This window comes from Duganella sp. CY15W (genome assembly GCF_009857555.1).
Taxonomy (GTDB): domain Bacteria; phylum Pseudomonadota; class Gammaproteobacteria; order Burkholderiales; family Burkholderiaceae_D; genus Rugamonas; species Rugamonas sacchari.
Genome location: NZ_WWCQ01000003.1, coordinates 985,778 through 998,173, shown reverse-complemented (window position 1 = coordinate 998,173; position 12,396 = coordinate 985,778). Strand labels below are relative to the sequence as shown.

At 56.9% G+C, this 12,396-nt stretch carries 14 protein-coding genes; 4 read left to right on the top strand and 10 right to left on the bottom strand.

Annotation, left to right across the window (positions count from 1 at the left end; genetic code table 11):
- Positions 1-103: 103 nt before the first annotated feature.
- Together GTP58_RS19475 and GTP58_RS19470 are read right to left on the bottom strand one after the other, a co-directional pair.
- The gene (locus GTP58_RS19475) at positions 104-799 is read right to left on the bottom strand and encodes a nitroreductase (RefSeq protein ID WP_161078823.1); all 696 of its coding nucleotides are present in this window, start codon (positions 797-799) and stop codon (positions 104-106) included.
- A gap of 14 nt (positions 800-813) precedes the next feature.
- A complete protein-coding gene (locus tag GTP58_RS19470; protein ID WP_161078822.1) occupies positions 814-1,716 on the bottom strand; it encodes a DMT family transporter in 903 nt (300 codons plus the stop codon).
- Positions 1,717-2,050: 334 nt separating this feature from the next.
- Here GTP58_RS19470 and GTP58_RS19465 point away from each other — a divergent pair, with 334 nt between their 5' ends.
- Positions 2,051-2,611, top strand: a complete 561-nt coding sequence (locus GTP58_RS19465) for a phasin family protein (RefSeq protein ID WP_072787638.1) — start codon at positions 2,051-2,053, stop codon at positions 2,609-2,611.
- Between the two features lie 188 nt (positions 2,612-2,799).
- On the opposite strand, the gene GTP58_RS19460 is transcribed toward GTP58_RS19465, so the two are convergent.
- The 6 genes from GTP58_RS19460 to GTP58_RS19435 form a co-directional block, all read right to left on the bottom strand.
- Complete coding sequence (locus GTP58_RS19460; protein ID WP_072787640.1) at positions 2,800-3,522, bottom strand: ABC transporter ATP-binding protein; 723 nt, start codon at positions 3,520-3,522, stop codon at positions 2,800-2,802.
- Positions 3,522-4,292 carry an ABC transporter ATP-binding protein gene (locus GTP58_RS19455; RefSeq protein WP_161078821.1) on the bottom strand — a complete coding sequence of 257 codons (771 nt, stop codon included), beginning with the start codon at positions 4,290-4,292 and terminating at the stop codon, positions 3,522-3,524. Before GTP58_RS19455 ends, GTP58_RS19460 begins: the two co-directional genes overlap by 1 nt.
- Positions 4,293-4,305: 13 nt before the next feature.
- Complete coding sequence (locus GTP58_RS19450; RefSeq protein WP_072787644.1) at positions 4,306-5,523, bottom strand: ABC transporter ATP-binding protein; 1,218 nt, start codon at positions 5,521-5,523, stop codon at positions 4,306-4,308.
- A gap of 12 nt (positions 5,524-5,535) precedes the next feature.
- On the bottom strand, positions 5,536-6,465 hold the full coding sequence (locus GTP58_RS19445; protein ID WP_072787646.1) for a branched-chain amino acid ABC transporter permease: 930 nt from the start codon (positions 6,463-6,465) through the stop codon (positions 5,536-5,538).
- 248 nt (positions 6,466-6,713) lie between these two features.
- A complete protein-coding gene (ispH, locus tag GTP58_RS19440) occupies positions 6,714-7,676 on the bottom strand; it encodes a 4-hydroxy-3-methylbut-2-enyl diphosphate reductase (RefSeq protein ID WP_072787648.1) in 963 nt (320 codons plus the stop codon).
- Positions 7,677-7,683: 7 nt separating this feature from the next.
- Positions 7,684-8,136 carry a peptidylprolyl isomerase gene (locus GTP58_RS19435; protein WP_161078820.1) on the bottom strand — a complete coding sequence of 151 codons (453 nt, stop codon included), beginning with the start codon at positions 8,134-8,136 and terminating at the stop codon, positions 7,684-7,686.
- 112 nt (positions 8,137-8,248) lie between these two features.
- Between GTP58_RS19435 and radC the strand changes: the two genes are divergently transcribed.
- The 3 genes from radC (at position 8,249) to rpmG (ending at position 9,502) form a co-directional block, all read left to right on the top strand.
- Positions 8,249-8,923 (top strand): DNA repair protein RadC, encoded by a 675-nt coding sequence (gene radC / locus GTP58_RS19430; protein WP_072787653.1) that lies wholly within the window; start codon positions 8,249-8,251, stop codon positions 8,921-8,923.
- A 161-nt stretch (positions 8,924-9,084) separates the two neighbouring features.
- Positions 9,085-9,321 (top strand): 50S ribosomal protein L28, encoded by a 237-nt coding sequence (gene rpmB, locus GTP58_RS19425; RefSeq protein WP_008451488.1) that lies wholly within the window; start codon positions 9,085-9,087, stop codon positions 9,319-9,321.
- 13 nt (positions 9,322-9,334) lie between these two features.
- Positions 9,335-9,502, top strand: coding sequence for a 50S ribosomal protein L33 (gene rpmG, locus GTP58_RS19420; protein ID WP_005665735.1), 168 nt, complete (start codon positions 9,335-9,337; stop codon positions 9,500-9,502).
- Between the two features lie 206 nt (positions 9,503-9,708).
- Here the strand turns inward: rpmG and GTP58_RS19415 are convergent, their stop codons facing one another.
- Positions 9,709-10,905 (bottom strand): fatty acid desaturase, encoded by a 1,197-nt coding sequence (locus GTP58_RS19415; protein ID WP_072787656.1) that lies wholly within the window; start codon positions 10,903-10,905, stop codon positions 9,709-9,711.
- 119 nt (positions 10,906-11,024) lie between these two features.
- A complete protein-coding gene (locus tag GTP58_RS19410) occupies positions 11,025-12,362 on the bottom strand; it encodes a mechanosensitive ion channel family protein (protein ID WP_161078819.1) in 1,338 nt (445 codons plus the stop codon).
- Positions 12,363-12,396 lie beyond the last annotated feature (34 nt).

The following is a 12,396-nucleotide window of genomic DNA, read 5'->3' as shown; positions in this document are numbered from 1 at the left end:
ATCACGGTTGCAGTGTAGCAAAACACTGAGCGAGCGCAAGCAAATTTAACCTTCACGGCCCCAATGGTTGTAGCGCCGCAATATAGGAAAAAACAAGCTAGTTCTAATCAACAAATTTAACAAATTCTTCGACGCGCATACGTTCCGTGATCAAAGAATTTTCAACCTTGGTCATATCTGCAACGCCAAGCGCCATGCCGCACACCACGGTTTCCTTGTCCGGCAACCCCAGTTGATCGCTGATAATGCGGTGATATTGCGTGAACGCGGCTTGCGGGCACGTGTCCAGCCCGCGCGCACGCGCCGCTACCATGATGTTCTGCAAAAACATGCCATAGTCCAGCCAGGAGCCCTGCTCCATGATGCGGTCGATGGTAAAGATCAGACCTACCGGAGCACCGAAAAATTCATAATTGCGGCCATGTTGGGAAGCCATGCCGGCTTTGTTGTCGCGCGTCAGCCCCAGCAGTGCGTATAAATCCCAGCCGACCTTGCGGCGCCGGTCGATATACGGCGAGACCCACTCCTGCGGATAGTAGGCATATTCTTCCGTGTGCTGTTTCGCCAGTTCTGGATTGTTATGTGCGGCCAGAATGGCCGAAGACAACTGCTGCTTGCGCTCACCTTGCAGCACATACACTTTCCATGGCTGGGTGTTGGTACCGGACGGCGCGCGGCCGGCAACTTGCAAAATCTGCACAATGTCTTCGTGCGCGACCGGCGTCGGCAAAAACGCGCGCAGGGAGCGGCGGGAGGTAATTGCATCGTCAACGGCCTGCTGTTGAGGAGTGGAAATCATGCTGTCTCGCTTCTTTATTTTTTGACTACGAAAATCACGCCGGCCACAGCCAGCACCATACCAGCAATGCCGAGGACATTAAAAGCCTCGCCAAACATCAGCCAAGCCATGATGGCGGTGGTCGGCGGCGTCAGATACATCAGGCTGCTGACTTGCGTGGCGTCATTCCGGCGTATCAATGCAAACAGCAGGAAAATGGCGCCTATCGACAAGCCCAGTACCGACCACAGCAACGCACCAATAAAGCGCGGCGTCCAATGCACCGCAGCAAAATCCGGGCCTAGCCCTTCAAAAATCATGGCCAGCGGCAACACCAACAGCAATGATGCAGTGAACTGTATAACGGTACCGACGCGCAGGTCGAATTGCGGGCAATGGTGTTTCTGGTACAGCGTGCCGGCCGTGATGGAAAGCAGTGCACCCACGCACAACAAAATGGCAGCGGCCGACAAACCAAGCAATTGAATCTTGGCAGCAACTACCAACGCCACGCCGCCTAGGCCAAACAACAGGCCCAGCCACTGGCGGGGACGTACCTTTTCACCAATCAATGGCGCGGCAAACGCCGTCAGAATCGGCTGCATGCCAACGATCAGCGCCGACAATCCAGCCGGCATGCCCTGTTTGATCGCGCACCAGACACCGATCAGATAACCGGCTTGCACCAGTAGCCCGGCAAATGCGATATGGCCAATCTTGCCACGCGGCCAAGGCGCTTTCAGCAGCAGTACAGCAGGAACCAGGAAGACCAGCACGCCCAGAAAGCGCAACAGCAGGAACGTCAGCGGCGGCGCATAAGGCAGACCGAACTTCGCCACGATGAAGCCGCTGCTCCACAACAACACAAAAAACAACGGTAACGGCGACAAAAAGCTGGCGTGCCGGGCGGTTGGCACGGTGTGAGGCGTATCGGGCATGAATGCGGCTTGTGATCTAAAAGGCGATCAGCGCTGACTTTCTACGCTGACTCAGGAGGGTTTGAGTCTAACACGGCACGTCGTTTCCCATGGGCAGCCCGCTAGTTTGCTCACTTTTTGGCAATAGTTCTACCTTGAAATATTTCTGGCAGCTGAATAAATGGTGCTTTGATGCAATGCACAAAAAATCGCTTGACTTAATTTCTGAAGGCCGTAAAATCGGGTTTGTTGCGATGCACAATTCGTTGTTCGGTCTGAAACGTAGTTTGGCTGTTTCTCACCGACGGTAGAGACTGGCAGTATTCCTCAATGACTATTTTTCCTGGAGAACTAAATGTTTTCGATTCCTGAGCAATTCTCGAATGCGACCAAAGCTAATTTCGAAGCCCAATTCGCTATTTTCTCGACGCTGACCAATAAAGCCTTTGAAGGCGTAGAGAAATTCGTTGATCTGAACCTGACCGCCGCCAAAGCATCGCTGGAAGAATCGTCGGCCACCACCAAGCAATTGCTGTCGGCTAAAGATCCACAAGAATTCTTCTCGCTGGCTGCAGCTCAAGCACAACCTAGCGCTGAAAAAACCATCGCTTATGGCCGCCACCTGGCAACCATCGCCACCAGCACCGGCGCAGAATTCAGCAAAGCTGCTGAAACCCAAATCGCAGAAACCAACCGCAAAGTTATTTCGCTGGTTGAAGAAGTCAGCAAAAACGCACCGGCCGGTTCGGAAAACGCTGTTGCCTTGTTTAAATCGGCAATCGGCAATGCAAACGCCGGCTACGAGCAATTCACCAAAACCGCTAAGCAAGCAGTTGAATCGCTGGAAAACAATCTGAGCGCTGCAGTAAATCAATTCTCCGCTGCTGCCGCCAAAGCTGCTCCAGTAAAAAAATAAATCGATTTAATCCGGCACGGTAGGGTGCCGGATTAACTGATTAAAAAGCCCCGGTCATGCCGGGGCTTTTTTTTATTTGTACCACCTGCCCTTCTCACGCCAGAAACCGGCTTATACATGCCAATTTTTAGCATGGTGCGGACAATAAAAAAGCCGCACACGGCGGCTTCTTCATAGGCGAGGCGGAATTATTCGCCGAGGTAGGCAGCTTTGACGCGCGGGTCGTCCAGCATGTCCCAGGCATCGCCACTCATGGTGATATTGCCGGAGTCCATGACATAACCTCGGTGGGCTGCCTGCAATGCGAGTTTCGCATTCTGCTCAACCAGCAGAATCGTAATCCCCTCTTTCGAGACATTACGAATAACCTCGAAAATCTTTTCCACCATGATAGGCGATAAACCCATCGATGGCTCATCCAATAACAGTAATTTAGGGTGGCACATTAATGCACGCGCCATTGCCAGCATTTGCTGCTCGCCGCCAGATAAAGTTCCCGCCAATTGTTGTGCACGTTCTTTCAAACGCGGGAATACATCGAACCATTTCGCAATATCTGCTTCCACCCCGGCTTTATCATTACGAGTATAAGCACCCATCATCAGGTTTTCATGGATGGTCATGCGGGTAAATACACCACGACCTTCCGGCACCATCGCCAATTTCTTTTCCACCAGATGGAAAGATTTAGTGCCTTTTAAATGTTCGCCTTGATAAGTAATTGTGCCTTCGACTTTACATGGCGGCAAAGTACCGGTAATGGCTTTCAGCGTTGTGGTTTTACCGGCGCCATTGGCGCCAATCAGCGCGATTAACTCGCCCTTGTTTACCTCCAGATCGATACCTTTGACGGCCTTGATGCCGCCGTATGCGACTTTCAGTCCCGATACTTTTAGAACGTTGTCGCTCATTAGTGCGATCCTCCCAGGTAGGCGTCAATCACCGCCTGATTACTTTGTATTTCAGCAGGCAGGCCTTCGGCGATCGGCTTGCCATATTCCAGCACCATCAGCCGGTCGCACAGGCCCATCATCATCTTGACGTCGTGTTCAATTAACAACACGGTCTTGCCCTGCTCCTTGATCTTGACCAACAACTCACGCAGCGCGAGTTTCTCGGTGGCATTCATACCGGCAGCCGGTTCGTCCAATGCCAGCAGTTGCGGATCGGTCGCCAAGGCGCGCGCAATTTCCAGACGGCGTTGATCGCCGTAGGACAGGAATTTGGACGTGCGATTCGCAAACTGGCCAATCCCGACAAAATCCAGCAGTTCCTGCGCACGCTGGCGGATCGACGCCTCTTCGTCACGTGCCGCTTTGTGGCGGAAAATCGCGCCAAACACACCCTGCTTCGAGCGCACATGCCGCCCCACCATGACGTTTTCCAGCGCCGTCATCTCACCAAACAGGCGGATATTCTGGAAGGTACGGGCAATGCCGGCCTTGGCCACCGCATGCGGCGCCGACGGCGAATACGGCTTGCCGGCCAGCTCGAAAGTGCCGGTGTCCGGCTGGTACAGGCCGGTAATCACGTTAAAGAAAGTGGTTTTGCCGGCGCCGTTGGGGCCGATCAGGCCATAAATCTGGCCTTTCATGATCTTGATGCCAACATCCGTCAGCGCCTGCAGGCCGCCGAAACGCTTGTTGACGCCAGCGATATGGAGAATTACCTGTTCAGTCATTGTTGTCTCTTCCTCAAGCCGCGATCACGCCGGACGATTGATTCTTGGTGTCGGAATCGCCATCCGGGCGATCTTCATGCTTGGGCGCGGGCCACAGACCAGCCGGCCGGTTCAGCATGATGAGCACCATGGCCAGGCCGTACAGCAGCTGGCGCAGCACCTCCGCCTCGATCAGCACGTGGCCGAACAGTTTTTCCTGCAGCGGTTCCACCACGTGACGCAGCACTTCCGGCAGGGCCGCCAGCAGCGCGCCGCCCATGATGACGCCAGGAATGTGGCCTATGCCGCCCAGCACCACCATCGCCAGCACCGCAATCGACTCGGTCAGCGAGAACGACTCCGGCGACACAAAGCCCTGGAACGAAGCAAACATAGCGCCAGCGACACCGCCAAACGAGGCGCCCATCGAGAAGGCCAGCAGTTTGACGTTGCGGGTATTGATGCCCATGGCCTTGGCAGCGATCTCGTCTTCACGGATTGCCACCCAGGCGCGGCCCAGACGCGAATGCTGCAGGCGCGAGGTCACAAACACCACGGCAATGCACAAGATCAGGAACAGGAAGTAGTAGGCATTCACCGACGGCATGCCGTAGCCACCGATGAACACGGTGGCGCGCGAACCCGCTTCGCCGGCCAGATTCACGCCAAACACCTTGATCGGGTCGATCATATTGATGCCTTGCGGACCGTTGGTGAAGTTGATCGGCTCGTTCAGATTGTTCATGAAGATACGGATGATCTCGCCGAAGCCCAGCGTCACGATGGCCAGGTAATCGCCGCGCAACTTCAGCGTCGGCGCCCCCAGCAGCGCACCGAAGAACGCCGCCAGCGCCGCCGCCAGCGGCACAATCAGCCACACCGACAGGTGGATGCCATTTTGCTGAATTTCCGGCCCCAGCAGCGCAATCAGCGAGTCGCCCAGTACCGGATACTGGTTGATGACCGATTCCAGCAAGGTCGCAAACTGCGGCGAGGACAGCAAACCGGCCAGATATGCCCCGACCGCATAAAACGCGATATAGCCCAGGTCCAGCAGGCCGGCAAAGCCGACCACAATATTCAGTCCCAGCGCCAGCATGATGTACAGCAGCGCCATATCGGCGATGCGGACCCACGAATTGCCAAACTGTGAAGCCGCGAACGGGAAGATCAGCAGCAGCGCCAGCAACAGCGCCATGCTGGTGTAAGCCTTGCGCGGCTCGCGGGAGGTGTCAAAACTCAGAATCGCCATGATGTCGCCTCCTTACGCACGGTCTGCCACGCGCTCGCCCATGATGCCGGACGGCCGCACCGTCAGCACCAGGATCAGCACCACAAACGCAAAGATGTCCTGATAGTGGCTGCCCAGGAAGCCGCCCGTCAGGTCGCCGATGTAGCCCGCGCCCAGGCTCTCAATCACCCCCAGCACGATGCCGCCCAGCATGGCGCCGTAAATATTGCCGATGCCGCCCAGCACGGCCGCGCAGAACGCCTTGAGGCCCGGCAGGAAGCCCATCGAGAACTGGATCGACGCATAGTTGGCGCCCCACATCACGCCAGCCACCGCCGCCAGCGCCGCGCCGAGCGCAAACGTGGCGATGATGACCTTGTTCGAATCCACGCCCATCAGACCGGCAACGCGCGGATTTTCCGCCGTGGCGCGCATGGCGCGGCCCATGCGGGTCTTTTCCACCAGCAGCACCAGGCCGGCCATCGACACCAGCGCCAGCGCCAGCAACAGAATTTGAGTTGGGGAGATCAGCGCACCACCGATGGAGATAGGATCAGATGGCAGCAGTTGCGGGAAAGGCAGCGGGTTGCGGCCCCAGATCATCATGGCAAAGGTATTCAGCAAGGTCGATACGCCAATCGCGGTAATCAACGGCGCCAGACGCGGCGCATTGCGCAGGCTGCGGTAGGCGACACGCTCGATAATCACATTCACGATCATGCAGACAGGAATCGCGCCACCAATCGCAATCGCCAGCTTGATGTAGCCGGGTAAATCCGGCGCATGCTGATTCAGCAGGTTGAGAATGGTCAGCCCCGTCATCGCGCCGATCATGAGCACATCGCCGTGGGCGAAGTTAATCAGATTCAGCACGCCGTACACCATGGTGTAGCCCAGCGCGACCAGTGCGTACATGCTGCCCAGCACCAGCCCGTTAATGATTTGTTGGATAAAAGTATCCATGCTTTGCCTTTACCTATTGTTATGCGTCCATGTAACAAAAACGGCACCCGGGTGTCCCCGTAGTGCCGCCGTTGACTACACGTTCACGATGCAAGTTTCATGCCTGATCGGTATCTCCGCCATCCCGGTTTTATAAGCCGAAACGACAACTTTTTAGAGCGAAGCAAATAATAGCGAGATTTCCGAAAAACTAATCGTGGAATAACGCCCGCGAAGGTGAATTATATTCCGCTTCGCGGGTAACAGGTTTAGGCCGCGCCCTCCACTGGTGCAACTTTTTGTCCGTCCAGACCTTTCGGCAACGGGAACGTGACATTCTCTTCCACGCCTTCCAGCGGACGCACGCTACGCACGCCCAGGGCCTTCAAGCGGTCGATGACGGCCTGCACCAGCACTTCCGGCGCCGACGCCCCGGCCGTTACGCCCACGCGCAGCTTGCCGTCCAGCCAGGCCGGATTGATCTGCGTGGCGTTGTCCACCATGTAGGCCGGCGTGCCCTTCTTCTCCGCCACTTCGCGCAGGCGGTTGGAATTCGAACTGTTCGGGCTGCCGACCACAATCACCACCTCCACTTGCGGCGCCATGAACTTCACGGCTTCCTGACGGTTGGTGGTGGCGTAGCAGATGTCGCCCTTTTTCGGCTCGATGATGGCCGGGAACTTGCGCTTGAGCGCGTCAATGATGTCAGCCGTGTCGTCCACCGACAACGTGGTCTGCGACACATACGCCAGCTGGTCCGGCTTGGTGACTTGCAGCTTTTCCACGTCTTCCACGGTTTCCACCAGATACATGCCCTCGTCGGTCTGGCCCATGGTGCCTTCCACTTCCGGGTGGCCGTCGTGGCCGATCATGACGATCTCGCAGCCCTGCTTGCGCATCTTGGCCACTTCCACGTGCACCTTGGTGACCAGCGGGCAAGTGGCGTCAAAGATGCTGAAGCCGCGCGCATCCGCCTCCGCGCGTACCGCCTTGGACACGCCGTGCGCCGAGAACACCAGCGTCTGGCCGGCCGGAACTTCGCTCAGGTCTTCGATAAAGACAGCGCCCTTGGCGCGCAGGTCCGCCACCACGTAGGCGTTGTGGACGATTTCATGGCGCACATAAATCGGCGCGCCAAACTGCTGCAGTGCGCGCTCGACAATTTCAATCGCGCGGTCAACGCCGGCGCAGAAGCCGCGCGGCTGGGCCAACAGGAGTTCTTTATCGCTCATGCGTTCCTCACAGCACCGAGATCAGTTGGACTTCAAACTTCAACGGCTGGCCGGCCAGCGGGTGGTTGAAGTCAAATAAGCAGGTTTCCTGGCCCAGTTCGCGCAAGATGCCGGCAAAGCGGCCACCGCCCGGCGCGGCGAAGTCGACCAGATCACCGATCTTGTAATCGGCATCGGGCGCCGAATTGGCGTCCAGCGTCGCGCGGCTGACTTCGCGGATCAGCTCCGGGTTGCGCGGACCGAAGCCGACACCCGGCTCCAGCTCAAACGTCTTGTGCGTGCCTTCCAGCAAGCCGATCAGCAGCGCTTCCAGCACCGGCGCCAGCTGGCCCTGGCCCATCAGCAGCGTGGCCGGCGTGGTGGCAAAAGTGGTGACAATATCGGCGCCATCCAGCGAGGCCAGACGATAGTTCAGGGTAAGGTAGGACGACGCGGTGACGACAGGTTGCTCGTTAGACATGACTTAAGCTTCGTTGAACTGACAAAGGCCATATTGTAAGCCACCTTTGATCCTCCTCGCCTTCTCTCGTCGCCGCTGATGCAAAGTGAGGGACGTTTTAAGGAGAATCATCATGCGTATCATCGACTGGCCGCAAGAAAAACGTCCGCGCGAGCGCTTGATACGCGAAGGCGCACAGGCGCTCTCCGACGCCGAACTGCTGGCCATTTTCCTGCGTACCGGCGTCTACGGCAAGGATGCCGTGCAGCTGGGGCAAGAGATGATGCACCGTTTCGGCTCCCTGCAACAGCTGTTTGGCGCCAGCCTGGAAGAATTCAGCGCCGTCAAAGGGCTGGGGCCGGCCAAGTTCACCCAGTTGCAGGCCGTGATGGAACTGGCGCGCAGGGCCATTCTCGAGGAAATCAAGGCCGGCACCACGCTCAGTTCGCCGCACGCGGTCAAAGACTATCTGCGCGTCACCTTTGCCGCCAAATCCTTCGAATCCTTCCACGTCTTGTTTCTGGACGTGAAAAACCGTCTGATCGACGCCAAGGAAATGTTTCGCGGCACGCTCACGCACACCTCGGTCTACCCGCGCGAAGTAGTCAAGGAAGCACTGGCACGCAACGCCGCCAGCGTGATGCTGGCCCACAACCACCCGTCCGGCACGCCCGATCCCAGCGAATCCGACCTGTTGCTGACACGGGCACTGATGCAGGCGCTGGCCTTGGTGGACATCCGCATCCTCGACCATTTTGTGGTCGCCGGGCATCAAGTGCACTCGTTTGCCGAGCATGGTCAGCTGTAGGTTTACCCCTATGCGCTCAAGGGTTTACGAACGAATTCACAATTGTTAAATTTATTTTCGCAATCAAGACACAATTGTTTTTCGTAAGTGATTGAAAAAGCTGATTTTTTTGGATATACTCTTGTTTTTCCAATTTTGGAATGTCTTTTAAGGAGTGCGTTATGGCACGTGTTTGCCAAGTAACTGGGAAGAAGCCGATGGTCGGCAACAATGTTTCCCACGCAAACAACAAAACCAAACGTCGTTTCCTGCCTAACCTGCAGAACCGTCGTATTTTTGTTGAATCTGAAAACCGCTGGGTTTCCCTGCGTCTGTCCAACGCTGGTCTGCGTGTAATCGACAAGGTCGGCATCGATGCCGTTCTGGCCGACATGCGCGCCCGTGGCGAAAAAGTCTAAATAGGGAGCTATCATGGCGAAAACTGGCCGCGACAAAATCAAACTGGAATCGACCGCAGGTACGGGTCACTTCTACACCACCACCAAAAACAAGCGCACGATGCCTGCTAAAATGGAGATCACCAAGTTTGATCCTAAAGCACGCAAGCACGTGATCTACAAAGAAACCAAGATCAAGTAATTGCTCTTAGCTTCTCCGAAAAAGCCACTCTCCGAGTGGCTTTTTTATTACCCCAACTCCGGGGTCAGGTCCGTCATTTCTACACAAGCTCGACATTAACGCAGCGTTATGGTCGAGCTTGTGTAGAAATGACGGACCTGACCCCGGAATGGACCCCGGAATGAAAAATGGCCCCGTAGGGCCATTTTTGTTTGCGCGGTGTTGCTTTATGCGTAGCTACGCAGGCGCAGCGAGAAGTCTTGCAAGGATTTGATGCCGGACGCTTCCGCGCGGTTGCACCAGTCTTGCAGCTTGTGCAGCAGCTGGTCGCGCGTGAAGTGCGAACGTTCCCAGATCACGCCCAGTTCGACACGCATATTGTGCATGGTTTCCAGCGCTTTGCTGTGCTGGAACAGTTCGGACAGCTGCTCCTGCTGCGGCGCTTCCAGCTTGCCCGGCTCGCGCTGCAGCAGCTTGCGCGACGATTTCAGGAAGCGCGCTTCCAGCTGGGCCTTGTCTTTCAGGTGCTCCAGCTCTTCTTTCCAGGCGCTTTTGATCGATTTGGCATACTTGGCCATCACGTCGTAGCGGTTGGCGATCACCGATTGCAGTGTGTCGAAGTCGGCTTCCAGTTTGCCTTTGGCGAACTTCGGCTCCGGTGCGCGTTTTTTCACTTTGGCCAGGCCCACCATTTCCAGTGCACGGATGTAGCCCCAGCCGATGTCAAATTCGTACCACTTCGACGACAGCTTGGCCGAGGTGGCAAACGTGTGGTGGTTGTTGTGCAGTTCTTCGCCGCCGATCAGCAGGCCCAGCGGGATGATGTTGGTGGCTGCGTCGGCGCAATCGTAGTTGCGGTAGCCCCAGTAGTGGCCGATGCCGTTGATGATGCCGGCGGCGGTAATCGGGATCCACAGCATCTGCACGGCCCACACGGTAATGCCGATCACGCCAAACAGCGCGACGTTGATGACCAGCAGCGACGCCACGCCCAGCGCGCTGTGGCGGGTGTAGACGTTGCGCTCCATCCAGTCGTCCGGCGTGCCATGGCCGTACTTTTCCATGGTTTCCTTGTTCTTCGATTCCGCACGGTACAGCTCGGCGCCTTCCCAGAACACTTTCTTGATGCCGCGCGTTACCGGGCTGTGCGGATCTTCTTCGGTATCGCACTTGGCATGGTGTTTGCGGTGGATCGAGGCCCACTCCTTGGTCACCTGGCCCGTGGTCAGCCACAGCCAGAAACGGAAGAAGTGGCTGACGATAGGATGCAGGTCCAGCGCGCGGTGCGCCTGGCAACGGTGCAGGTATATCGTCACGCTGGCGATGGTGATGTGGGTCACCACCATGGTGTAGAAGAACACTTCCCAGCCCGTGAAGCGGGTAATACCGTTCGACAGGAAATCCAATACTGCGTATAAACTCATTACTACTCCAACCAAGATTGTGTTTTTTACAGGCGTACGTCGCCCGCCGGTCCGACTTTTGGACGACATTGTACGACGAATTAACCCTGATTTGACGAAGCTTTTCCCCGAATCACTGACTATTCCTTAGGCACGGTCGTGCTTTCTTGCCCGGTCACGGGCGTCGGCACCGGCCCCAGAATACGCATCTCCCGTTGCGGGAATGGGACAGAGATATTGTTTTCCTTGAGCGCGCGCCAGATCGCGCGGTTGACGTCGGAAGTCACGCCGCCGCGGCCGTTTTCCGGATCGCTAATCCAGAAGTTGACGGTCAGGTCCAGTCCGTCCGCGCCAAAAGTGGTCAGGTTCACCGACGGCGGTTTATCTTTCAGCACGCGTTCCACCGACAGGGCGGCATCCGTCAGCAACTGGATGGCGAAATCAACATCGGTATCGTAAGCCACCGACACCTTGGTTGAAATATTCACATTGCTGTTGGACAGCGAGGAGTTCTGCACCGCGCCCGACACCAGCATCTCGTTAGGCACGATGGATTCCATGCCATCCAGGCTTTGCAGCACGGTGTAGCGGGTGTTGATCTGCGTCACGCGGCCGCTGTATTTATCGACCGTAATCATGTCGCCGATGGTCAGGCTGCGGTCCAGCAGAATCACAAAGCCCGACACGTAATTGCTGGCGATCTTCTGCAAACCCAGACCCAGACCCACACCCAGCGCGCCGCCAAATACCGACAGCACGGTGAGGTCGATGCCCACCAGTGACAGGCTCATCAACACCGAAACCAGGATCAGCAAGGCGCGCGCCGTGCGCGACACCACCACGCGCAGATTGGTGTGCATGCCCTGCACTTTCATGAGCCATTCTTCCAGCGCCGCACCGGCCCACAGCGCCAGCATCAGCAGCACCACCACGGACGCGCTGGCCTGCAGGATGTCGGCCACCGTCACCCTGTGCTTGCCCACTGGCAGCGTGGTGTTTTCCAGGATGTCGAGCACATCCACCCACATGCCCGTCACGTACAGCACAAAGGCCAGCCACACCAGCAACTGGAACACTTTTTCAAACGCCAGCATGGTGGCGCTGATGGTGCGGCCATTGCGCGCAAACACACGGCGGATCAGGTAGAAGGTAAAGCGGATCACCACCAGCGAGCCAAAAATCGGCTGGGCGACATCCAGCCAGTTGACATGAAAGTGATATTTGCGCAGCGCCAGGCGGGCAAGCGCCAGCAGCACCACCACCATCAGCGGCGCCATCACGCGGCCGAAACTCTCGACACCGAAGCCCAGCACGCCGCTATGCACTTCCTGACGGCCGAAGCGCTTCTTCAACAGCCGGGCCATGCCAAAGCCAATCACCACCGATACGATGATGGCGGCCAACTGCCACAGCACTCTAGGATCGCTGAGGTCGCCGGTAAGGTCTTCGATGAGGTTAATCAGTGGCTGTTGTTGCATTGGATTCAAGTCTGAATGGTTGAGGTGCGTAGCT

Excerpts from the sequence above, each read along its gene's own strand:
- GTP58_RS19475 (WP_161078823.1), bottom strand. The coding sequence starts at position 799 with ATGATTTCCACTCCTCAACAGCAGGCCGTTGACGATGCAATTACCTCC.
- GTP58_RS19470 (WP_161078822.1), bottom strand. The coding sequence starts at position 1,716 with ATGCCCGATACGCCTCACACCGTGCCAACCGCCCGGCACGCCAGCTTT.
- GTP58_RS19465 (WP_072787638.1), top strand. The coding sequence starts at position 2,051 with ATGTTTTCGATTCCTGAGCAATTCTCGAATGCGACCAAAGCTAATTTC.
- GTP58_RS19460 (WP_072787640.1), bottom strand. The coding sequence starts at position 3,522 with ATGAGCGACAACGTTCTAAAAGTATCGGGACTGAAAGTCGCATACGGC.
- GTP58_RS19455 (WP_161078821.1), bottom strand. The coding sequence starts at position 4,292 with ATGACTGAACAGGTAATTCTCCATATCGCTGGCGTCAACAAGCGTTTC.
- GTP58_RS19450 (WP_072787644.1), bottom strand. The coding sequence starts at position 5,523 with ATGGCGATTCTGAGTTTTGACACCTCCCGCGAGCCGCGCAAGGCTTAC.
- GTP58_RS19445 (WP_072787646.1), bottom strand. The coding sequence starts at position 6,465 with ATGGATACTTTTATCCAACAAATCATTAACGGGCTGGTGCTGGGCAGC.
- ispH (WP_072787648.1), bottom strand. The coding sequence starts at position 7,676 with ATGAGCGATAAAGAACTCCTGTTGGCCCAGCCGCGCGGCTTCTGCGCC.
- GTP58_RS19435 (WP_161078820.1), bottom strand. The coding sequence starts at position 8,136 with ATGTCTAACGAGCAACCTGTCGTCACCGCGTCGTCCTACCTTACCCTG.
- radC (WP_072787653.1), top strand. The coding sequence starts at position 8,249 with ATGCGTATCATCGACTGGCCGCAAGAAAAACGTCCGCGCGAGCGCTTG.
- rpmB (WP_008451488.1), top strand. The coding sequence starts at position 9,085 with ATGGCACGTGTTTGCCAAGTAACTGGGAAGAAGCCGATGGTCGGCAAC.
- rpmG (WP_005665735.1), top strand. The coding sequence starts at position 9,335 with ATGGCGAAAACTGGCCGCGACAAAATCAAACTGGAATCGACCGCAGGT.
- GTP58_RS19415 (WP_072787656.1), bottom strand. The coding sequence starts at position 10,905 with ATGAGTTTATACGCAGTATTGGATTTCCTGTCGAACGGTATTACCCGC.
- GTP58_RS19410 (WP_161078819.1), bottom strand. The coding sequence starts at position 12,362 with ATGCAACAACAGCCACTGATTAACCTCATCGAAGACCTTACCGGCGAC.